Genomic DNA, 23456 nt, shown 5'->3' on the forward strand with positions numbered 1-23456 from the left:
ATCGGCTGAAAGACAGCCGATAAAATTGTCGTGGCGGAAAATAGTATGATTACGCATAGCGGAGTAAATTTTAGCTTCGCTGATTTTGGGGTTATTTTGGCGTACGAATAATGTTCAGATGATATTTCGGTAGCCCCAGCTTCTTGTAAGTTGGGGTTATTTTTTTCTGTTTCCTTTCGGCACACAGCTCGCTATTGCTCCTCAAAAAGCAGAAAAAAATCCTCAAAACCAACTCTCAAAAATTTTCGGACAGGTCGGAAATGCAACAAAAAAACCCACTAAAACTTGCGATTTTAGTGGGTTTTTGACTTAAATAAGCCGTTGGATGGTTGGGCTACCTGGATTCGAACCAGGAATGACAGGACCAGAATCTGTAGTGTTACCATTACACCATAGCCCAATAACAGGTCGTTCCCGTTTTGCGGTTGCAAAGATACAAAGAATTTGATAATCCAAAACAATTTCACGTATTTTTTTCTCTAAATTCTGCTAAGATGCCGTACGCCAAAGAAATATATACCTAAAAAAAATCAAAAATTAAAAGACTTTTCCTCTTTTAGGTGTTTCATACAAGAATTCAGCGTATATTTGTCAACTGTTTAATTTTAATAATAAGTAATGAACGAAACAAAGAAACTCATTCAACAAATAACCGAAGGTATACAAGATAAAAAAGGAAAAAATATAGTTATAGCAGATCTTTCTAAAATTGGCGATACTATCTGCAATTATCTCGTCATTTGCCAGGGAAACTCCCCAAGCCAGGTGACCGCCATTGTAGAATCCGTAAGAGAATTTACACGCAAAGGTGCCAACAGTAAACCATTTGCAATAGACGGGTTGCGCAATGCCGAATGGGTAGCAATGGACTACTCTGACATACTGGTCCACGTTTTCCTGCCTGAAACGAGAGACTTCTACAACCTGGAACATCTCTGGGCCGACGCCAAATTAACCCGAATACCTGATATTGATTAATAAGCCCTATGGACAATAATAATAACGCTAACAAAAAGCCCAATAAGGTCAATATGCCCAAGTTCAACCTGAACTGGCTGTATATGATCATAGCCATGATGCTTCTGGGCTTGTACCTGACCAACGAGAATAGTACAGGTACGAAAAACATATCTTATGACGAATTCCAGCAATATGTACGCAATGGTTACATGAGCAAAATCATCGGTTACGATGATAACTCGGTAGAAGCGTATATTAAGCCTCAATATGTGAAGAATGTATTCCAGGCAGACTCCAGCCGGGTAGGTAGGAATCCTATGATTACTACCGAAGCCCCCTCTCGCGAGAGTCTGGGAGACTTTCTGCAAAAGGAAAGAGACGAACAGCATTTCGACGGTTCCATCAATTACGAAAAGAAGCGGAACTACTTCGGTGTAGTGCTGTGGCAGATTCTGCCTATCGCTTTCCTTATTGGTTTCTGGATTTTCATGTCACGCCGCCTGAGTGGTGGTGGCAGTGGCGGCGGTGGCGGCATATTCAATGTCGGTAAGTCACGCGCCCAACTGTTTGAAAAAGGAACTCCTATAAAAATCACTTTCAAGGATGTAGCAGGACTTGCCGAAGCCAAACAGGAGGTGGAAGAAATTGTAGAATTCCTGAAAGAACCGCAGAAATACACAGACCTGGGTGGTAAGATTCCCAAAGGCGCTCTGCTTGTAGGCCCTCCGGGAACAGGTAAGACCCTGCTTGCCAAAGCTGTGGCAGGTGAAGCCAATGTACCGTTCTTCTCACTGGCCGGTTCCGACTTCGTAGAAATGTTTGTCGGTGTAGGTGCATCCCGTGTGCGCGACCTGTTCCGTCAGGCAAAGGAAAAAGCGCCCTGTATCGTGTTTATCGATGAAATTGATGCCGTAGGACGTGCCCGTGCCAAAGCTGCCGCAATGGGTGGTAACGACGAACGCGAAAACACTTTGAACCAGTTATTAACTGAAATGGACGGTTTCGGTTCCAACAGTGGTGTAATCATCCTGGCTGCTACCAACCGTGTAGACGTACTGGACAAGGCTTTGCTGCGTGCCGGACGTTTTGACCGTCAGATACATGTAGACCTCCCCGACCTCAACGAACGTAAAGAAGTATTCGGTGTACACTTGCGTCCTATCAAAATAGATAATACGGTAGACGTAGACTTGTTGGCACGCCAGACTCCGGGCTTCTCCGGTGCTGATATCGCCAATGTCTGCAACGAAGCAGCACTTATCGCTGCCCGTCATGGCAAGAAATTCGTAGGTAAGCAAGATTTCCTCGATGCCGTAGACCGTATCGTAGGTGGTTTGGAAAAGAAAACGAAAATTACTACTGAGGCAGAACGCCGTTCCATTGCTATCCATGAGGCGGGACACGCTTCCATCTCCTGGTTACTGGAATATGCCAATCCACTGATCAAGGTGACCATCGTTCCGCGTGGCCGTGCACTGGGTGCCGCCTGGTATCTGCCCGAAGAGCGCCAGATCACTACCAAAGAGCAAATGCTTGACGAAATGTGTGCCACACTGGGTGGACGTGCTGCTGAGGACTTATTCCTGGGACGTATCTCAACCGGTGCCATGAACGACTTGGAACGTGTAACGAAGCAGGCTTTCGGTATGATCGCTTACCTCGGTATGAGCGAGAAACTGCCTAACCTCTGTTATTACAATAACGAAGAATATTCTTTCAATCGCCCGTACAGTGAAAAGACTGCCGAACTGATTGACGAGGAAGTTAAGAACATGGTAAACGAACAATACGAACGTGCCAAGAAGATACTCTCCGATCATAAGGACGGACACCAAAGACTGTCACAGTTACTGATAGACAGAGAAGTGATCTTTGCAGAAGATGTAGAAGAAATCTTTGGAAAACGCCCCTGGGCTTCCCGTTCGGAGGAGATCAGTGCCAATAAGATTTCAGAGGATCTGAAGAAAGCGGAAGAAGCAGCTGCAAAAGAAGCTGCGAAGAGCGAAAAAGAAGTAAAAGCGGAAGAGGAAAACAATGTTGAAAGCGGAAATGAAACCGGTAATACAAAGGTTTCCGCAGAAGGAACTAAAGTTTCTGTAGAACGCCCCGAACCCGCAAAAGAATAAAGAACTAAAAAACGGAATTACCGTGAAAAGCAATTTCTTACAACGCGCCATCACAGGTGTGTTATTCGTAGTAGTATTGGTGGGCTGTATCCTATACAGCCCCCTTTCATTCGGTATCCTGTTCACCATTATCGGTGCACTGAGCGTACACGAATTTGGGCACCTGATCAACCAAAGCAGTGAAGTACAAATCAATAAAACGATCACCGCCCTTGGAGGCGCTTATCTCTTCCTGGCCGTAATGGGGTTCTGCCAGTCAACCATCGGAGCACAGGTATTCCTGCCTTATCTGGCTTTACTGCTTTACCTGATGATTACGGAACTTTACCTGAAAAAGAAGAATCCCATCGGCAACTGGGCTTTTTCCATGCTGAGCCAGCTATACGTGGCATTGCCGTTTGCGCTGCTCAATGTATTGGCTTTCCAATATAACCCTACAGAAAGCAGTGTGACCTATAACCCTATCCTGCCGCTTTCCATCTTCGTATTTATATGGTTGAGCGATACAGGTGCTTACTGTGTAGGTTCCCTGATTGGCAAGCATCGCCTATTCGAACGCATTTCCCCTAAGAAATCTTGGGAAGGAAGCATCGGTGGTGGTGTATTCTCTATAGCCTCTTCATTTGTATTTGCACACTACTTCCCATTCATGCCTGTTTGGCAATGGGCAGGACTGGCATTGATCGTTGTTATATTCGGCACATGGGGAGACCTGACGGAATCACTGATGAAACGCCAGTTAGGTATTAAAGACTCGGGACATATCCTGCCCGGGCACGGAGGAATGCTCGACCGCTTCGACAGCGCTTTACTGGCAATCCCCGCGGCAGTGGTCTACCTCTATGTATTGACCTTGTTATAAAATAAAAAAGCCGGAGGAATTCACATTCACCCGGCTTCACACAAAACACTTTACTCTACTTCAATTGCATCTTTGAGAAATCTAAGTTCGAAGCTTCTTCAGCATTACTTGATTGTTTTTCAAATACTATTTCTACTTCTTTATTCACTTCCGAATTAAGTTTCAGCTTGATACCCTTCATCTCAGGAGTCAATACCTCTTTCAGATTGAAAGAAACTAATCCGGCGGCACGGCGTCCACTTACATCACCGTAGTTATTATAACGAAGTTCAAGATGGAGATATCCGTCATCTTCACTCACTGCATCTGCTGTAGCTTCAGCAGGTTGCACCAGACTGATACGATGTTTCGTATCAGGATCCTTCGGCAAGTTCTGCATAAAGACAATATTCATATAACCACCACTGACCGTCAGGTCTCCCTTATAAATCAGTACCGGATCATTACCATATTCTTCCTCATTCTCAGCAGTCAACGGTTCCACTACTTTCGTCAGGGCATGCTCCAGACGTAATATCTTCACAGCATGGTCATATCCTTCATAATTATCGTAAATAGGATTGAACACCGTAACCACACGTTGCCCGTCTACCGGCTGATACCAGCCCATATCCGTATTGATAGGCCAAAGTGTTCCCCAAGTATCACTCTCCATATAGAAAGCATTCCCCTTGACACGTATAGTAGCCCAGTTCGGATAAGAAAAGTCCCCGATTGAGTATCCGCTGTCGAGATCATCGCATGACTGCAAGGCAGGTAGCACCGCCAGGCACATCATCATAAATAACCAATGTAATTTCTTCATAATTAAAGTCCTCTTGTTTGTTACCGTAATAATTGTTAGTTCATAAAATATCGCATGTTCTGACTATAAAATACGAAAGCCGGGCTATTACTGCACCGGCTTTATCACTTTTAACAATTTTATGGTCTTTTGAAACCAAAGAGGTTTCATTATGTAAGAAGAATTACTTTCGTAGTAAGCGTACCATCTTTTTTGCCGCCCGCTTCGGAGCACCTGCATCACCCAAGCGTGCCGCCATGTATTCATAGCCATGAAGCATTCGCTGCCGATAATCTTTATCATATAAAATACGTTCCAGTTCGGCACGTGCTTGTTCAACTGTCATTGTATCAGCTACCAGCTCCTTCACTACTTCACGGTTCGCAATCAGATTTACCAGCGAAATGTACTTCACCGTCAGTATATGGCGGCGCAGGAAAGAGATGACTTTTCCTATCGGCGTATGATAACAAACAGCTTGCGGCACCCGGAATAAAGCAGCCTCCAATGTAGCAGTCCCCGAAGTCACTAACGCCGCCTCAGCTTGTTGTAGCAGGCGGTAGGTCTGACCGAAAAGGATCTTCACCTTCGCATCACCTACATATTCGTGATAATAATCGGGAGAAATACCGGGTGCACCAGCCAGAACCAACTGGTATTCCGGAAAAGCGGAAGCTGCCCGAAGCATATCGGGCAGATTATCCTTTATTTCCTGCTTCCGGCTACCTGCCAGCAAAGCGATGATCGGCTTAGAGTCCAAGTTGTTTTCACGAACAAAGCCGTCAAAGGTTTCAGGGTGCTCTGCACGGAAGAGGGTCACCTCATCTACCGTAGGATTACCTACATAATGTATCGGGTAGTGATGTTTGTCTTCAAAGAATTCCACCTCGAACGGTAGAATAGAAAATAATTCATCCACATCCCGTTTGATATTCTTGATGCGGTATTCTTTCCAAGCCCATATCTTCGGAGAGATATAGTAATAGACAGGGATATGCGTCTTCGCCCGCAAGAACTTGGCTATACTCAGGTTGAAACCGGGGTAATCCACCAATATCACCACATCGGGCTGCCAGGCAACGATATCTTCCTTGCATCGCTTCATATTGGCAAAGATGGTACGCAGGTGCAGCAACACAGGGATAAATCCCATATATGCCAACTCCTTATAATGCTTCACCATCGTTCCGCCAACTGCCGCCATCAAGTCTCCCCCGAAAAAGCGGAATTCCGCCTGTGGGTCTTCTACTTTCAAAGCAGCCATCAGATGAGACGCGTGCAGGTCACCAGAAGCTTCACCGACAATCAAATAATACTTCATATCAATTGTCAATTGTCAATTGAATTAAAACCAAGATTGTAACTCATCAATAAGATTGTAAGCCGTAACATCCACCGTAGTTGGAGTGATGGCTACATAGCCGTTATCGAGTGCCCAATGGTCGTTCTTCTCATTATCAGGGTCCGTATTCTGGAATTCACCAGTCAGCCAATAATAATGAGTATCGCCACGATGTGCAAAGTTTTCCCATTCATTCGTCCATTGTCCTTTGGATTGCTCACACACTTTAACACCTTTCAGCTCTTTTACATTGGGGAAGTTCACATTGAGACAAGTCAACGGTGGCAGTCCTTTTTCCAGAACCTGACGGGCAATCTCGCGGATATAAGGTCCCGAAGGTTCAAAATCAGGGTTCGGATCATGACAGCAAAGAGAGTAACCAATAGAGGGAACTCCTTTGAGGCAACCTTCAATTACCACTCCCATCGTACCGGAATAGTGTACATTCACAGCAGAATTATCTCCATGATTGATACCGCCGACTACCAAATCCGGTTTGCGGTCGAGTACTGTATGGAAGGCAAGCTTCACACAGTCTACCGGAGAACCGGAACATTTGTAAATCGTAAGTCCTACATCTTTACGTACCAACTGATAATGAATAGGTTCGGTCACTGTCAGCGCGCTCGCATTGCCCGAACGCGGTGCATCCGGCGCCATTACTACGATTTCTCCCAACGGACGGAGAAACTTTATCAACTCACTAATACCTTTCGCAATGACTCCATCGTCATTGGATATTAATATCAAAGGTCTCTGATTTTCCATATTTATCCTAATTTTCAGTGCAAAAATAACAAAAGAGAACCGGATATCAAGCTTCGAAGACTTAATATATTAAATCCATACACTTAATCTATTAATTCCTCTTGGATACTTCCTTCATTCATCATGCTACTATGCAGCACTGAAGGCTTAGCAAAAAGGTCCTGTGAGTTATGAAGTAATTAACCCCTAATCATTCTCTTCTTAATGATGTCTGTCATCCCCTCCCGTTGTACTTAACACTATGTTGCGTGCAACATGAGCTTCATTCCCGGCAGCATCCGTACAATAAACCATCAGGTGATAATCTCCCGGAGTAGCATTAGCGGGTATCACGATATCATGGTGATGAATATGCGCCGTTCTTTGTTCCGACACATCATACGACCTGTTAAAAGTGAAATCCACAGTAGTCTCCGTAGCCCGGGTATCGTGCGAATGATGATCGAAATTATTATGAATCTCTATCTTATACGATTTTAGCATAACATCATCCGATAGCTCCATCTCAAAATGCACACCGTGCTCACTACCTATTGCCAGCACCTGACCTTCGGTGGGTGAATTAAGATCAATTACCGGCTTTGTGGTATCACTAAGCGGATTATCACTATCACTACAAGCCGTAAACAACGACATAACCATCACTAAAAGGGAAAAAATCATCGGGAAATAAAATTTTGTTTTCATTTGAATCGTTTTTTAAAAGGTACTTTAATTAATAATTGAAAGTTTCGTCCCGGTTCAGGGATCTCCACTTTGCGGTAAAAACTGAGATGATTGTAATAACGCGTATTGAGTATGTTCCGAACGGTCAGAGTAATCTCCACCTTATTTCCGGCAACAGGTAAATCAAGAGAGCCACCTATATGGAAAAGGTTCGTACCCGGAGTACGATCTTCGTTACGGTCCACCCTATTTTGACGGGCTATGTTTTGCCATTCGGCATACAGCATATAACGTTTCTTCTGCCAAGTCAGCGTATTATGCAAAGTGGCAGGCGGAGAAAAGCTCAAAGGAATATGTTCATCACAATTATAGGTATAGACATACTCACCGGATATGCGATAACTGAAAGCAGAAGAAATACGAACCTCTGCACCTGCCTCCGTTCCTGCAAACAATGCCTCCGTCTGCGTATATCGATAAATTTGTCCTGTATGGGGTAATACGGACCATTCCCCCGTAGGGCGCAGAAAGATATAATTGCTGAACCAGTTGACGAACGGAGAAACATACAGAGACAATCGTCCGTACTTCAACTGATAAGAAGCATCCATTTGCCAGCCTTGCTCGGAAGAAAGTGTGGCATCCCCTTGTTCGTGGCGGAATGTACCATGATGTACCCCATTCGAAGCCAATTCATTCGCACCCGGCAAACGGAAGCTCCGCCCAATGTTTACCTTCAGCTGATGCAGTACAGAAGGTGTCCATACCACTCCCAGCGACAGAGAATAGTCTCCGAAGCTTCTGTTTACACGACGACTGTTCCAACGGTAGGATTCCACCTGTTCATCACTATAGCCCTGCTCTTGCAGATAAGTTGCCAGATATGGATCATCGTGGGCAAAAACATATATACGCCCATAATCATACCGTATACCTCCACTAACAGCAAGTACATTGTCCGGACGATACGTTGTAAGCCAGGATACCCCGGTAGTGAAACGCTCATATTCCGGCAGCAGAAAAGAATAGCCTGAAATTGTGTTTCTCTGAAACTGAGAATCCCATCCCATCCGATGTTCCCAGGAAGAAGAACCGATAAGCCGCCCTTTCGCAGAAAAGCTGAAAGTATTCAGATTAAACCCCAGTTCCTTATCCGGGTTTGTTTGCGGCAAAGGCTGACTGCCGTAATGGGTATGGAATGCACTCCATTCTTCACGATGATTATTCTGATAACCCATATCACCCGACAGGATAAACTTCTCCCAAACATATTGCTGATGAGTAGTCACTTTCAGATGGTTCACTTTACTATAGGGAAGCTCTATGTTCCGGCTATCACCGTCATCTTCCAGACGCGACACATCGGGAATTCCATGTGCACCGGGAAAGAAACCTGTCTTCTGAAATACATTAGACACGGCATAATTCGACTTATACCCTTTCTTTTGGTATTGGGTAAAAAAATTGATATTACGCTCCCACCCTGCCGTATTCTTCAGCCGACGACCACGGACTGGTATCTTCTGAGTCAGATAGATTATCGTATCCGCCGGGATACGGTAATCCCCGAATCGCTGTTCGGAATAACGCAACTTCGTATACCAGGCATTCTTTTTGATGCCCAACATCAGCGAAGCGCCGAAAGTCTCGTTAACAGACTTTCCTAGAAGCGTTACATCACCAAACAACATATTCTCTGCCGGAACCTGTACGGGAGAAATGTCAATCACTCCGCCCATGGCATCGCTGCCATAAAGCAACGAAGCAGGTCCTTTCATCACACTCACGGCATCTACATTGAAAGCATCGAGTTCCAGACCATGATCTGCTCCCCACTGCTGCCCTTCTTGTTTGATACCATTCTCCAATACGGCAACCCGGTTAAAGCCCATTCCCCGGATCATCGGTTTAGAAAAACCCGAGCCGATATCCATAGCTTGCACGCCCGGAATATTCTCCATCGCCTGCATAAAGTTACCTGTAAAATGTTTCCGCAAGAAATCCCGGTCAGCCACTTCAAGGGTAAGTGCAATCTTCTTATTCTGAAGTTGTTGGTAGGTTTCCGCCACCACTACTTCAGGCAAAGCTACATTACGGACTGAATCGGATTCTTGCGCATGGGCGGAAAGAGCTGTACATAACACCCCTAACACGCCCGGAATAAATCCTATACGCATTGATTACAATCTTTTTAGAATAGAACAATGAGGAGGACAAGCTCTCAAAACCTGCCTCCGCATAAATAAAGAACTATGTAATCAAGCAGTGGGAGGACCGCGCAAATAATGTGAATAAGACAGTGCATAGACAATCTTATCCTGATAGACTACTTGCTCAAAAAGGATGGGCGTTAAGATACAATGGAAGTCAACCGACTGTGCTTCCGTGAAAAGAGAAAGAGAGAAGTGACAAATGCCACAATCGTCCGGCGAGTGGCGCGGATGATCGGCATGGGAGCAGGAAGTGGAATGACCTTCCTCATGGTGATGAAAAGCTTTCACCACGAAGAATGGCATGAGCGACAAAATCAGCACCCATGCCACAACGGCTCTCTTCTTCCTACTACTATTCACTTCTCTTACAGATATTTTCTGAATATGCCGCGAAGATATGCATCGCAAACCGAACACGCAAACTACGACACTTAATATGTGTTACCGTTTGTAGTTTTACCAATATGTAGGTATAGCCAGCATTACTTCTTTGCTTGTTTTCTATACGCAACACAAACAGCTGCACACTATGGATGCCTAAAACTCGTCTTCTGCAAAATAAAACACAATGTTCCCGTCATAATCAATGAACCCATCGTATTTCTTCAGTTTCACATGGATGACTTTCTCCGTGCGATGCTTCACATCTATGCTTTCTCCCCAATCAGAGCTAAAGCGAAGCATTTTCCCTATAGGACTCAGCAGGAAAGGCAAAGAGGCTCCCGGGCTACCTGCCCAAGTGGAATAGCCATTGATGAACTCAATAGGTTCACCATTCCGCCTGGTCGGATCCAACATTTTATTTTCCAACTGTGCCCTGACTACATTAAAGTTCTCGTCGACAATATCCATATATCGTCTGTCCTTGAACTGTGCATAGGCATATCCCAAATAGAAGTTGCGAATATCCTCAAATTCCGGGCTTATCACCGTTCCGGTCTTGTCAATCATCACCACTCCGCCCTCTCTCTTTGCAACAGAGGCTTTTCCTTCACGGAACGGATAGGGCTCTTTGCTGAATTTTGCAGGAATCACCATCTTGCCCGATACGTCAATAAATCCCCACCGCCCGCCATTCTCGGTCACTTTCACAGCAGCCAGGCCTTCGCTGAAGTCCTGTACTTTCAGGTAGATGGCCGGACAAATGATTTTGCCAGCCTTATCGAAAAATCCATAACGCCTTTTCTCCATATCATAGAAGGCCGCCAAGCCATTAGAGAAAGGACGCACCTCTTCCGGGCTTTGCGCGCCCACGGTCAACATCATCTGGACAAGCGCCGGGAATACCTCACGGCCTTGCCTGTCAATGTAAGTACACTTGGAGTATCTGTCATTCACCGTCTTTACAATCAAGGCATAACCATCTTTGTTGAAAGGAGCAGAATCTATAATCCTCGCATTGAGTTTTATAGCCCGCCCTTGCTTATTAATGACGTACCAAGTCTCAGTGCGGCCCCACATGTCACGACCGGACTTGCATACCAGGCAAGCTCCACCTCCAAATTGAGGATAACCGAAACTTTTATAATCCCATTGGTAATCAATCACTTTATTCCCCTGCTCGTCTATAAATCCCCACAAACCGGTCTCGTCGTTCTTCACGGCAAGCAAACCATCATGAAAGGCATAGTTGGTGTCATACCTGTTTATTATCACTTTTTTGGCATTCTCCCCTATCTTGATAGGAGTAAACTGGGCAGCAGCAGGCAAAGCTATGCCTACTGCCAAACATATTGTTATCAAATATCTTTTCATCTTCTTATGGCAATCTAAATTTAACAGAAACCGCATATTTCACTCTGACGTTTTTACCCTTCTGCTTTCCCGGTGTCCATCGAGGCATTGACTTAATAACCCGAAGGGCTTCTGTATCCAAATCAGGATCAACGCTTGTCAGCACATATGCATTGATGATACTTCCGTCCGTGTCCACCACAAACTGCACAACAACTTTTCCCTGCGTACCGTTTTCCTGCGCACTCTTAGGATATTTCACATTCTGTGCGATATAGCGCATCAGTGCCACCTGTCCGCCGGGATACTCAGGCATCACCTCTGCATTGTCATATATCTTATTGGGATCTTCAGCCTCCGCTTCCTTTTGCAGTTCAGCCGCCAATTCGGCTTGCAGCCTGGCTCTCTCCGCTTCCTCGCGCTCATTTGCTACTTCAACAGGAATAAACGTCACATCAACAATCTCATTCTCTACTATATCTAACTGTTCGGACGCCTCCGGAGTACTTTCAGCTTCGGATAAGGACTCCGACGCTTCCGAAAGAGATTGCTGCAGAGCTTTCCTATCCGCCAGCCGTTTTTCCAAATCCCTAAAATCCATATACAGATTGTAAGTGCCCCATTTCTCCGTCTCTATCCGCAGGCTTTTGTCGGAAGGCAAGTAATGCAACGTAAGATTTTGCTCATAAGTATGTACGAACGCATCGCAACCCTCTGACTTCATGATGGAGTCCACATACAATGTATAGAGGCAATCATTGGCCATTATCTTAATGATTCCATAAGCTCCTTTAATATCCCGATTATACAAGCCCAACTGCGCATGGGCAAATGCTTTAGCATCTTCCCCCGTCTGCCACTCTCCGACCAATGGGTGCTCCACATCAGTAGAGGGTAAGATGCGGCTTTCCATTTCGTCCAAATAAACATTGACCTGTTTTTTCCCATTAGTCCACTTTCCTGTAAAGAAGTGTTCACCATCATACTCTCCATAATCCATCTTGAATGTTCCGGTATTCTTCCCGTTGACAAACTCATTGACAACGTAATGCAATCCATCCTCTATCTTCCCACTCAACTGAATTTCCTGTTTGTTCCGTTTATAGAAATAGGTGCCATACAAAGAATCGCCTTCCTGCTTTAAACACATTTGCACTTCTGATTTTCCAACCCTTCCCTCATAAAGGGCTTCTTTAATGGCGGGCACATTTACCACTTCCACAGTCTCTCCGCCCTTCAAACAAAAGAACAAAACAGACAGAACCACCAACACTGACACGCCCCCTATTATATAGTATTTCTTGCGTGAGCCAGGCGAAGCAGGGACTTCCACCGTTTTCTGAACCGGTGGGGCTACAGGCTGAGGTTTATCATTAAAAGCATTTGCAGCAGAAGGAGAAACATCCTGTGGAGAGTATTGCTGTTCCTCTATAGACACCAACGATACAGATGAATCCGTTTCCGCATTTTCTGGATTATGATCCACTCTTGCACGTAGTTTGCGGTTCCATTCTTTACGATAAGTAACCAACAACCAAATTTCAACAAATAACACTCCCCAACTTATAATGACGCCGACAGTCTTTAATACCGTATCACCGGCAGAATCAGGAATAAGCTTGGCAGCGACAAGCGACAGAAGCGAAGTGACAAGAATATTAAGTACCGGATGCAGCCCCCAACAAAGAGTTTGCAACGGGTACCATTTATAGAATGAACAAAGATGACCTAAAGCCGCAGCAAAATAGGCCAATGAACAAAAAGTCAATAGATACGGTCCTATTCCTATCATCTGCTTTATTTCATGCCCCCAATAAGACGTCCCAGTGTCTTGGGAGCTAAGAACAACAGTCATAAGAATAAAACCAACACAGAGACCAAGACTATAATAAAAGTCCACGACACTTACAACAAAATGTTGAAAGATTTTAGACAACGTTATCTTCAAGATTCCGATAACCAATATGGCAGCAGCCATCAGAAAAATAAGGAATAAATAAAAGCCACCGGAACCTTTATCTATATTTTCCGCAACAGTGAAAGATTCAACAACTTTCCCATCTATTACGGTTTGAACCAATGGGACATAAAGAAAGACTAAAAAAACAGAAACAGCTATCAGAATATTATAGATACCGGAATTGGTGCCCGATATTTTTACATCAGAATGCATCATATTATATTGGATTATGATACAAAAAAAGGCGGAACCATTCAACCTATCCGGTCCTGAGGTATCGCCAAACACCGCGCCCAAAGAATAAGTGTAAACAGTTCACGCCCATAGAGCGCGAACTTCAACATCTTATATCTCTTGGGCTTTCCAATTGGCGATTTTCAGGACCAAGCAATAAGAGCTAAAGCTCTAATATGTATAGAAAGAACGGAAACGCTTTTCCTTTGTTTGTTATTAATAAATAGAAATCATTAAAAATTACGTAGTCCGGCATTCTGTCGGGCTACTTCCCAAAAAGGATATTTCCTTTTTACATCATAGTTTTGTCATCTTCCATAGGCAATCCGTTTTACTGATCAAACAAGTATTTTTATCGCTTCAAAGTTAGATAATACATATAACATTACAAAATTTCACCCGACATTTATCATCAAAAAGTTTTATTCCTTCTAAAAATCCTATTTTGCTCCTGCTTTCAGTGCCTATTCCTCCCGATAGACAGACATGGAAGTGCGGACAGCCAACAACGGCTGCTATTCCCTGACATATAGCCGGAGACTCTCGGTCTGCAGGTTCTCTTCGGCTTTCACCTCTATTAGGAATAGCACTTCCCTGATATTGCAACAGGAGCTTTTACTAAGATGATGAAAGGTGCAAAATTACTGCCCTATTGGAAAAATATATTTTCCTAACTGGGAAAAAAAAGCATGCAAACTTGCAAGTTTCTTATCGAGGTACATATTTGCCGGTTGAGCCGGATGGGCAACTGTCAGCTACGGCAACGACCCATTATTTCTTTCTCTCCGGATACGAATAGAACACAAATTACGCGAATTACACAAATAAAGGTCTGCACTACAATCAGCTATTACTAAGTTATTTTTCTCCCAGTTGGGAAAATAAAACACCCATTTACGCCAATGTTATTTTTAAAGCGTTACTCAGTACTAAAGTTCTATCCATAATTTACTCTTATATGAGAAAAAAAATAGTTACACATAATACATCCGTCCCACCCTTTACTAAAAGGGCTTCGGATTTTTACTAAATTTACGACTGAAAATTAGTAAAAATCTACCGGAAAATTAGTAAAAATCCGATAAGGTTTTAGTAAACAACAGTCACCCCGTCCAGAAAGGCTTCTGACGGCACTTTTAGTTATACTTAAAAAATAACTTGGTACATAATCTTTCTCAGGAGTTATAGGAGTTAAAGCCAACAGTTCGCATTGTGCTTCCCGCTGTTATAAATAAGAGTATCGGCTTTAACTCCTATAACTCCCCAGAAAAATAAATTATCATTTTTGTACCAACTTATTTTTTAAGCGTTACTATCTTTTAAGTAATCATGCGAATCAGGATTTAAATTATATTCATTTTTGAGCGGTAATGAATGAAGTGATTTGCGGACTATCCGTCATTCTGAGCGTAGTCGAAGAATCTACTCTCTTGGCATAAGGCTGCGCTATACAGTAAGGGAAGAGATCCTTCGACTACGCTCAGGATGACAGATAGTACTGCTTTAGCATTTGCTTCATTACTTTCTTGTTTTTATTCAAACAAAGCCTCTCTATCTTATCCATTACAGACTCTTTCCTCCATTTCTAACCCAAAGAACATTGGTTTACAAATCTTAATCTTCTGCAAGCGAGACAAAAAAGATGTTTCATTTCAAGATAATTACGTATATTTGCGAGCTAAACAAGAGAACGAAAAGCGCCGGAACGAGTCGGAATGAAATAAAACGACCCGGAGTTATTAACAAAATAGGCGACTTATCAACAGATTTTGCAATCTTTCTCTTTTTTAGTAGGCGCAATACGGAATTATCACTTATTTCGCTGCCAATAAACACTAAGATTATGGGAAAAATAATTGCTTTGGCAAATCAAAAAGGTGGTGTAGGAAAGACTACGACTACGATTAATCTCGCAGCTTCACTCGCTACCCTGGAAAAGAAAGTGCTCGTTGTGGACGCAGACCCGCAGGCAAACGCCTCTTCCGGTTTGGGTGTCGACATCAAGCAGGCGGAATGCACTATTTACGAATGCATTATCGACCGGGCCGATGTCCGCGAAGCTATCCACGACACGGAGATTGATACACTGAAAGTGATATCCTCCCACATAAACTTGGTAGGCGCCGAAATAGAGATGCTCAACCTGAAAAACAGGGAAAAGATTTTGAAAGAAGTGCTTGCCCCACTGAAGGAAGAGTTTGATTATATCTTGATAGACTGTTCACCTTCACTGGGACTGATTACCATCAACGCGCTCACCGCAGCCGACTCCGTGATTATCCCCGTACAAGCGGAATACTTTGCACTGGAAGGTATCAGCAAACTGTTGAACACCATCAAGATTATCAAGTCGAAACTGAACCCGGCACTCGAAATCGAAGGTTTCCTGCTGACGATGTACGACTCGCGCCTGCGTCAGGCCAACCAGATTTATGACGAAGTGAAACGCCACTTCCAGGAATTGGTGTTCGACACCGTCATACAGCGCAACGTCAAATTGAGCGAAGCCCCAAGCTACGGTCTGCCCACCATCCTATATGACGCAGACTCCACCGGAGCCAAGAATCACATGGCACTTGCCAAAGAACTGATAAGCCATAACAATTAACCAAAAACGAAGAACCATGGCACAAAAAAGAAATGCATTAGGACGCGGGCTGGACGCTCTGCTCTCAATGGACGAAGTGCAGACCGAAGGCTCTTCTTCCATCAACGAAATAGAGTTGTCGAAGATTGTCGTCAACCCGAACCAGCCGCGTCATGAATTTGACGAGACTGCCCTTCAGGAACTTGCCGATTCAATCTCTGAGATAGGCATCATTCAGCCCATCACCCTACGCAAGCTGTCGGACGATGAATATCAGATCATCGCAGGCGAACGCCGTTTCCGTGCTTCACAACTCGCCGGACTGAAAAGTATTCCCGCCTATATCCGTACTGCCGATGACGAGAACGTCATGGAAATGGCGCTTATCGAGAATATACAACGTGAAGACTTGAACTCTGTGGAAATAGCCCTTGCCTACCAACATCTGTTGGAACAATACGGGCTCACACAAGAACGCCTTAGCGAACGTGTCGGTAAAAAACGTACAACAATTGCCAACTACCTGCGTTTATTGAAACTGCCCGCCCCCATTCAGATGGCGTTGCAGAACAAGCAGATAGACATGGGACATGCCCGTGCGCTTGTAACATTGGGTGATCCGAAGTTGCAAGTGAAGATATTCGAAGAAATCATCGAGCACGGATATTCCGTACGTAAGGTGGAAGAAATAGTAAAATCCCTGAGTGAAGGCGAAGCCGTGAAAAGCGGTGGACGCAAAATCGCTCCCAAACGTGCCAAACTGCCGGAAGAATTCAACATGCTGAAACAACAGCTTTCGGGCTTCTTCAGCACCAAAGTGCAGCTGACCTGTTCGGAAAAAGGAAAAGGTAAAATCAGTATCCCGTTCAATAACGAAGAAGATTTAGAACGTATTATCGGCATACTCGATACTCTTAAAAAATAAATGACGAAAGGAACAAAAACATATCAATGGTGTATCGCCCTGCTGCTTTGCTTCGTGCAGACGGCAGGGATTGCTATGTATGGGCAGAATCGTCCGCGTGCCGCTGCCAAACGGCAGCAATTGGAGCATGCAGACTCACTAAAAAGACTGCCACAAGTAGCTCTGGACAGCCTGAATGCACAAACAGAATCTGCCCTGCAACGGGTTTCGGCTGCTGACAGCATTGCCTTAGCCGACAGCATTGCTGCCGAAAATAAAAAGCGTCTGCTGGAAATGACTTCCAGTACTACCCCACAAGTGTCTCCTACACCAACAGACAGTATAAACGGGGCACTTAACAAGAAAGTATTTATCCCCAACCCGACCAAGGCAACATGGCTCGCCTTGGTTATCCCCGGTGGCGGACAAATCTATAACCGTAAATACTGGAAGTTACCTATTATATATGGTGGATTTGCTGGATGTGCTTATGCGCTAACCTGGAACAACAAGATGTATAAAGACTACATGCAAGCCTATAAAGATGCCGCTCTTGGCAACTGGGAAGCCAACAGTATTCATGATCTTTTGCCACCCGGATATTTGGACAGAACCCCCAAAACGCAGATAACAGAAACCCTCCGAAAGCGAAAGGATACGTACAGGCGCTATCGTGACCTGAGTATTTTTGCTTTCATCGGCGTTTACCTGATATCAGTTATTGATGCCTATGTAGATGCGGAACTGTCTAATTTCGATATAACCCCCGACCTAAGTATGCGGGTAGAACCTGCCGTAATCAACAGCCAATACAGTATAGGCAGCTCCAACAAATCTGTCGGAGTGCAATGTAGTTTCCGTTTTTAATGAATTAAGCTATACCAAAGAATAATCACACATGAAGAATAAATCTGTAAATATGAAGAAGTTTATCGCTACTCCGTTTCTGTTTTGTCTATCACTTTTCGCCTTCCAGGCGCAAGCTCAGGAAAGTGTAGAAGTAGTGATCCGTGACAACGGAACAGAACGTCAGGAAAGCATTGAACTCCCCCAAAGTATGACTTATCCGCTGGACAGCCTGCTCAATGACTGGAAAGCCAAAAATTACATTGATTTAGGTAAAGATTGCAGTACCTCCACAGAGAACCCACTCTTTAGTGACTCTGTTTATATCGACCGCCTCAGCCGCATTCCTGCTGTAATGGAAATGCCTTATAATGAGATTGTACGTAAATTCATCGACATGTACACAGGACGTTTACGTAATAACGTATCATTCATGTTGAGCGCCTGCAACTTTTATATGCCCATCTTCGAAGAAGCACTCGATGCCTATGGATTACCGCTCGAACTCAGATACTTGCCTATCATTGAATCTGCGCTGAACCCTTCTGCCAGATCCCGTGTAGGCGCTTCCGGTTTGTGGCAGTTCATGCTGGCTACCGGAAAGATGTACGGATTGGAAAGCAACAGTCTTATTGACGAACGTTGTGATCCTATCAAGGCCACATGGGCAGCTGCCCGCTACCTGAAAGACCTGTACGCCATTTATCAAGACTGGAATCTGGTGATCGCCGCTTACAATTGCGGACCAGGTACTATAAACAAAGCAATCCGCCGCGCCGGAGGTAAAACCGATTACTGGGAAATCTATAATTTCCTGCCCAAAGAGACCCGCGGGTATGTGCCTGCGTTCATTGCCGCCAATTATGTGATGACTTACTATTGCAAGCACAACATCTGTCCCATGGAAACTAATATCCCCGATGCTACAGATACTATACAAGTAACAAAAAACTTACATTTCGAACAGCTTGCTGATATCTGTGGCGTTAGCATGGAAGAAATCAAAAGCCTTAATCCTCAGTATAAGAAGAATATAATTCCCGGTGAAAGCAAGACACAAACCCTTCGTCTGCCTATGAATTACATCAGTACATTTATCGACAGCCAGGATACTATCTATGCCCACCGTGCGAATGAATTATTCAAAAACCGTAGGACCGTAGCCATCTCCGAGCCCCGTTCTACAGCAAGACGCGCTACAACCGGCAGTGGAAATCTGACTTATCATAAAATACGAAATGGCGAAACATTGGGTACTATTGCACGCCGCTATGGAGTCACCGTAAAACAACTTCAAAGTTGGAATGGATTGCATAACACCAAAATTTCCGCCGGAAAGCAATTGAAGATATATAAATAAGAGCACAAACGCTTGCACGGTGTTGAAATTTGCTTATTTTTGCAGCAATAGAAGAAAGGAGACAGGGATATGGAAGAGAATGTGAACCAGAAAGATAAAGAAAAAGTCGAAGAGGAAATGATTGAACAGGCTTTCCAGCAACTGTTAAACGACTATTTGGCAACCAAGCACCGTAAACGCATTGAAATTATAACAAAGGCATTCAATTTTGCCAACCAGGCACATAAGGGCATCAAACGCCGCTCAGGCGAGCCCTACATTATGCATCCCTTGGCTGTGGCACAGATTGTTTGCACCGAAATAGGTCTGGGGTCTACATCCATTTGTGCTGCATTACTACACGATGTGGTAGAAGATACAGACTATACTGTAGAGGACATAGAGAATATATTCGGTCCGAAAATCGCCCAGATTGTAGACGGACTGACCAAAATATCCGGTGGTATCTTCGGTGACCGGGCTTCGGCACAGGCAGAGAACTTCAAAAAGTTGCTGTTGACGATGTCCGATGATATACGTGTGATCCTTATTAAAATAGCGGACCGCCTGCATAATATGCGTACGCTGGGTTCCATGCTTCCAAATAAGCAATTCAAAATTGCAGGTGAAACTTTATATATATATGCTCCCCTCGCCAACCGTTTAGGACTTTATAAGATAAAGACCGAACTGGAAAACCTGAGTTTCAGGTACGAACACCCTGAGGAATATCAAGAAATAGAAAACAAGCTGGCAGCTACGGCTACCGAGCGTGACAAAGTATTCAAAGAATTCACAGCTCCGATACGCGCACAGATGGACAAGATGGGACTGAAATATCGCATCCTGGCACGCGTCAAATCCATTTATTCCATATGGAACAAAATGCAGACCAAGCATGTACCATTCGAAGAAATCTATGACTTGCTTGCCGTACGCATTATTTTTGAACCGCGTAACGCGGACGAAGAGTTGAATGACTGTTTCGATATCTACGTCTCTATTTCTAAAATATACAAGCCCCACCCCGACCGTCTGCGCGACTGGGTAAGTCACCCCAAAGCAAACGGCTATCAAGCTTTACACGTTACCCTCATGGGTAATAATGGACAGTGGATAGAAGTACAAATCCGTAGCGAGCGCATGAATGACGTAGCCGAACAGGGTTTTGCCGCACATTGGAAATACAAAGAAGGTGGTGGTAGCGAGGATGAGGGCGAGCTGGATAAATGGCTACGTACCATCAAGGAAATTCTTGATGATCCGCAGCCGGATGCCATTGATTTCCTCGACACTATCAAATTGAACCTGTTTGCATCGGAAATCTTTGTATTCACCCCGAAAGGTGAGATTAAGACTATGCCACAGAATTCTACAGCATTGGACTTTGCATTTTCCTTACATACAGATATAGGCAGTCATTGTATCGGCGCGAAAGTAAACCATAAACTTGTCCCACTCAGCCATAAATTGCAAAGTGGCGATCAAGTGGAAGTGCTGACATCCAAATCACAACGGGTACAGCCAGAATGGGAAGTATTTGCCACTACAGCCCGTGCCCGCGCAAAGATAGCTGCCATCCTGCGCAAAGAGCAAAGGAGCTGCCAAAAAGAAGGTGAAACCCTTCTGAATGAATTCTTCAAAAAAGAAGAGCTACGACTGGACGACCTGTTGATAGACAAGTTGGTGAAAGTCCATAATATGAAGAACCGGGACGAATTTCTTATAGCCATCGGCAACAAAAAGATCGTATTGGGCGACCTGGATAAAAATGCCCTGAAAGAGAAACAGGGAACCAACTGGAAAAAGTTCCTCACCTTCTCGTTCGGCGGTAACAAGGACAACAAAGAGCCGATTGAAGAAAAACCACTGCAAGAAAAGGAGAAAATCAATACAAAGCAAATCCTGAAACTGACGGAAGAGAATATCCAGAAGAATTATATCATGGCAGAATGTTGCCACCCCATTCCGGGTGACGATGTACTGGGATATATGGACGAAAACGACCGTATCATTATCCACAAACGCCAGTGCCCCGTCGCCGCACGTTTGAAGAGTAGTTACGGAAACCGTATTCTGGCCACAGAGTGGGATACCCATAAGGAACTCTCTTTCCTGGTGAATATATATATAAAAGGTATAGACGCCATGGGATTACTGAACGAAGTAACACAGGTTATCTCGCGTCAGCTGAATGTAAATATCCGCAAGTTGTCCATTGAAACAACAGACGGCATTTTTGAAGGAAACATCCAATTGTACGTACATGATGTGGATGATGTGAAAACCATCTGCAATAATCTGAAACAGATACAGAACATCAAGCAAGTAACCCGTGTAGAAGGATAAAAACTATAAAAGCACACTAGTATGTTTAACTCAAAAAAAGGAATAGAAGACAAGGTAAGCAATAAATTAACCACGCTTTCCAGTCAAAGTTTAATTAAAGGTGATTGTTCCATTGATGGAGATATGCGTATCGACGGAACTGTAGAAGGAAATATCCGGTGTACCGGGAAAATAGTTATTGGTCCGGAAGGAAAAATACACGGCAACCTGTCTTGTACACACGCTTGCCTTCACGGAACTATCATCGGTGATGCATACGTGAAGGAAGAACTCACCCTGAAAGCCAACTGTGTGATGCAAGGCAATATCTATACCACAAAATTGGAAATAGAATCACAAGCTAAATTCAATGGAACCTGTAACACGAATGATGCCAATCATGAGATAAAATTGTTGGAAGCTGTAACTGAATAGTTTTACTCATCTCCTTCCCTTGAAGCTCTTTTAAGTTCGTCTACTTGCTCATAAGTAAATCCGTCAAGAGCTTTCTTCATGCTAAGAAGCTCTTCACGGATCGTCTTCAAGCGGTCTACAATTTCAAAGTTACGAAGAGTGGTTTCTTTATTGTCCTTCATTCGCTGGCGGGCACCGGGTAATGTCATTCCCCGTTCCTTCACCAGATGATAGATCAGCTTCACAGTTTCAATATCCTCTTTGCGATATTGCCGCACTCCACGGCTTCCCTTCTTCGGAGAGAGTTGTGGAAACTCTTTCTCCCAGAAACGAAGCAAGGACTCGTTCACATCGAACATCTGGGCTACCTCACTGATGGAATAATATAATTTCAGGTCTTTATCCATAGCAGCTTAATCGAGGACTTTACCATGGTTGGCAGCAATCTGTATCATCCGGTCGTAATCCTCAGCACTCAAGTCCATAAAGTAATAGTTGACAGGGTTAACTACCTGCCCTTTTACATGAACTTCATAATGCAAGTGAGGCCCTGTACTCTTTCCCGTACTGCCTACCCCACCAATGACTTCACCGCGTACCACCTTCTTTCCGACCTTAGTACGGAAATCACGCAAATGCGCGTATACAGTCTGATAACCAAATCCATGGTCTACCACAATCCGGTTACCATACCCGGTTTGCCATCCCATCTGTATCACCGTACCATCTCCTGTGGCATAAACATCCGTACCCAAAGGTGCCGAGAAATCCATACCTGCATGGAATTTTGTAGTCCCGTAGATAGGATCGATACGCGTTCCGTAGCCGGAAGCTGTTTTGCGAAGATCTTTATTGGAAACAGGCTGGATGGCGGGGATACAACGCAACATTTCGTCATGGCTCTTACACATATCCACCACATCATCGAAGGAACGCGACTGGATATAAAGTTGCTTGCTGAGCATATCCATCTTCTGAGTTGTATTCACTACCAGATCGGAGTTTGCCATATCCATCAAGTGTTCATAACGGTTAGTGCCGCCATACCCAGCCTGGCGGATAGCCGAAGGTATGGGGTCAGCTGCAAATATAACCCGATACAGGTTATCATCACGCTGCTGCACATCCTGTAACACTCCCATTGCCTCATCCAGACGACGGGAAAGCACATTATACTGCGCTAAAAGTTGGCTATTTTCCTTCCTCAACTCTTTCTCCGAAGGTGAACCGAAAATAATCAGCAGAATTATAAAACTACCTGCCCCAAAGCCCATGCCGATAAACAAACGGCGCAGGAGACTCACCATCCGTTGCCGGACAGTAGGGTAAATACGGTCATAAGTCTGCGTCTGTGGATTATAAATGTAGTAAACTTTGCGCATCTTTTGG

The 23456-nt window shown here is 44.3% G+C and carries 18 protein-coding genes, 1 tRNA gene and 1 pseudogene; 9 read left to right on the plus strand and 11 right to left on the minus strand.

The window, feature by feature from the left end; translation table 11 throughout:
- Window positions 1-326 precede the first annotated feature (326 nt).
- Window positions 327-400, minus strand: a tRNA-Gln gene (locus tag DW182_RS19025).
- 218 nt (window positions 401-618) lie between these two features.
- Here DW182_RS19025 and rsfS point away from each other — a divergent pair.
- The 3 genes from rsfS to DW182_RS19040 are packed head-to-tail and all read left to right on the plus strand — an operon-like array spanning window position 619 to window position 3948.
- The gene (gene rsfS / locus DW182_RS19030; RefSeq protein ID WP_007667073.1) at window positions 619-978 is read left to right on the plus strand and encodes a ribosome silencing factor; all 360 of its coding nucleotides are present in this window, start codon (window positions 619-621) and stop codon (window positions 976-978) included.
- Window positions 979-986: 8 nt separating this feature from the next.
- Entirely contained in the window at window positions 987-3086 is a 2100-nt protein-coding gene (gene ftsH, locus DW182_RS19035) for an ATP-dependent zinc metalloprotease FtsH (protein ID WP_115501927.1), read from the plus strand.
- A 22-nt stretch (window positions 3087-3108) separates the two neighbouring features.
- Window positions 3109-3948: a phosphatidate cytidylyltransferase gene (locus DW182_RS19040; protein ID WP_021968021.1), complete on the plus strand. Its 840-nt coding sequence runs from the start codon at window positions 3109-3111 to the stop codon at window positions 3946-3948.
- A 55-nt stretch (window positions 3949-4003) separates the two neighbouring features.
- On the opposite strand, the gene DW182_RS19045 is transcribed toward DW182_RS19040, so the two are convergent.
- From DW182_RS19045 to DW182_RS22810, 8 genes and pseudogenes are all read right to left on the minus strand, one after another.
- The gene (locus tag DW182_RS19045) at window positions 4004-4753 is read right to left on the minus strand and encodes a NigD-like protein (protein ID WP_021968022.1); all 750 of its coding nucleotides are present in this window, start codon (window positions 4751-4753) and stop codon (window positions 4004-4006) included.
- A gap of 163 nt (window positions 4754-4916) precedes the next feature.
- Window positions 4917-6053, minus strand: a complete 1137-nt coding sequence (lpxB, locus tag DW182_RS19050) for a lipid-A-disaccharide synthase (protein WP_118217076.1) — start codon at window positions 6051-6053, stop codon at window positions 4917-4919.
- A gap of 24 nt (window positions 6054-6077) precedes the next feature.
- The gene (gene surE, locus DW182_RS19055) at window positions 6078-6842 is read right to left on the minus strand and encodes a 5'/3'-nucleotidase SurE (RefSeq protein ID WP_007667080.1); all 765 of its coding nucleotides are present in this window, start codon (window positions 6840-6842) and stop codon (window positions 6078-6080) included.
- A 201-nt stretch (window positions 6843-7043) separates the two neighbouring features.
- The gene (locus DW182_RS19060; RefSeq protein ID WP_118296502.1) at window positions 7044-7529 is read right to left on the minus strand and encodes a DUF4625 domain-containing protein; all 486 of its coding nucleotides are present in this window, start codon (window positions 7527-7529) and stop codon (window positions 7044-7046) included.
- On the minus strand, window positions 7526-9685 hold the full coding sequence (locus tag DW182_RS19065) for a TonB-dependent receptor (protein WP_118296503.1): 2160 nt from the start codon (window positions 9683-9685) through the stop codon (window positions 7526-7528). The genes DW182_RS19060 and DW182_RS19065 overlap by 4 nt, the downstream gene beginning before the upstream one ends.
- Window positions 9686-9766: 81 nt before the next feature.
- On the minus strand, window positions 9767-10081 hold the full coding sequence (locus DW182_RS19070) for a hypothetical protein (RefSeq protein ID WP_181996170.1): 315 nt from the start codon (window positions 10079-10081) through the stop codon (window positions 9767-9769).
- Window positions 10082-10258: 177 nt separating this feature from the next.
- Window positions 10259-11476: a WG repeat-containing protein gene (locus tag DW182_RS19075; RefSeq protein WP_158580820.1), complete on the minus strand. Its 1218-nt coding sequence runs from the start codon at window positions 11474-11476 to the stop codon at window positions 10259-10261.
- A gap of 4 nt (window positions 11477-11480) precedes the next feature.
- Window positions 11481-11777 (minus strand): annotated as a pseudogene (locus DW182_RS22810) (energy transducer TonB); the annotation flags it as partial.
- 3715 nt (window positions 11778-15492) lie between these two features.
- Here DW182_RS22810 and DW182_RS19085 point away from each other — a divergent pair.
- From DW182_RS19085 to DW182_RS19110, 6 genes are all read left to right on the plus strand, one after another.
- Window positions 15493-16257 carry a ParA family protein gene (locus DW182_RS19085; RefSeq protein WP_021968027.1) on the plus strand — a complete coding sequence of 255 codons (765 nt, stop codon included), beginning with the start codon at window positions 15493-15495 and terminating at the stop codon, window positions 16255-16257.
- A gap of 16 nt (window positions 16258-16273) precedes the next feature.
- The gene (locus tag DW182_RS19090; protein WP_115501935.1) at window positions 16274-17161 is read left to right on the plus strand and encodes a ParB/RepB/Spo0J family partition protein; all 888 of its coding nucleotides are present in this window, start codon (window positions 16274-16276) and stop codon (window positions 17159-17161) included.
- Entirely contained in the window at window positions 17162-18007 is an 846-nt protein-coding gene (locus DW182_RS19095; protein ID WP_117693191.1) for a DUF5683 domain-containing protein, read from the plus strand.
- A 31-nt stretch (window positions 18008-18038) separates the two neighbouring features.
- Window positions 18039-19346 carry a lytic transglycosylase domain-containing protein gene (locus DW182_RS19100; protein ID WP_118296505.1) on the plus strand — a complete coding sequence of 436 codons (1308 nt, stop codon included), beginning with the start codon at window positions 18039-18041 and terminating at the stop codon, window positions 19344-19346.
- Window positions 19347-19415: 69 nt separating this feature from the next.
- Window positions 19416-21674: a bifunctional (p)ppGpp synthetase/guanosine-3',5'-bis(diphosphate) 3'-pyrophosphohydrolase gene (locus DW182_RS19105; RefSeq protein WP_118296506.1), complete on the plus strand. Its 2259-nt coding sequence runs from the start codon at window positions 19416-19418 to the stop codon at window positions 21672-21674.
- Between the two features lie 21 nt (window positions 21675-21695).
- On the plus strand, window positions 21696-22088 hold the full coding sequence (locus DW182_RS19110) for a polymer-forming cytoskeletal protein (protein WP_044534592.1): 393 nt from the start codon (window positions 21696-21698) through the stop codon (window positions 22086-22088).
- Window positions 22089-22090: 2 nt separating this feature from the next.
- Here the strand turns inward: DW182_RS19110 and DW182_RS19115 are convergent, their stop codons facing one another.
- Together DW182_RS19115 and DW182_RS19120 are read right to left on the minus strand one after the other, a co-directional pair.
- On the minus strand, window positions 22091-22474 hold the full coding sequence (locus DW182_RS19115; RefSeq protein ID WP_117693185.1) for a MerR family transcriptional regulator: 384 nt from the start codon (window positions 22472-22474) through the stop codon (window positions 22091-22093).
- 6 nt (window positions 22475-22480) lie between these two features.
- Complete coding sequence (locus tag DW182_RS19120; protein ID WP_044155152.1) at window positions 22481-23449, minus strand: M23 family metallopeptidase; 969 nt, start codon at window positions 23447-23449, stop codon at window positions 22481-22483.
- Window positions 23450-23456 lie beyond the last annotated feature (7 nt).

The organism is Bacteroides sp. AM16-24, from assembly GCF_003471885.1.
GTDB lineage: Bacteria > Bacteroidota > Bacteroidia > Bacteroidales > Bacteroidaceae > Bacteroides.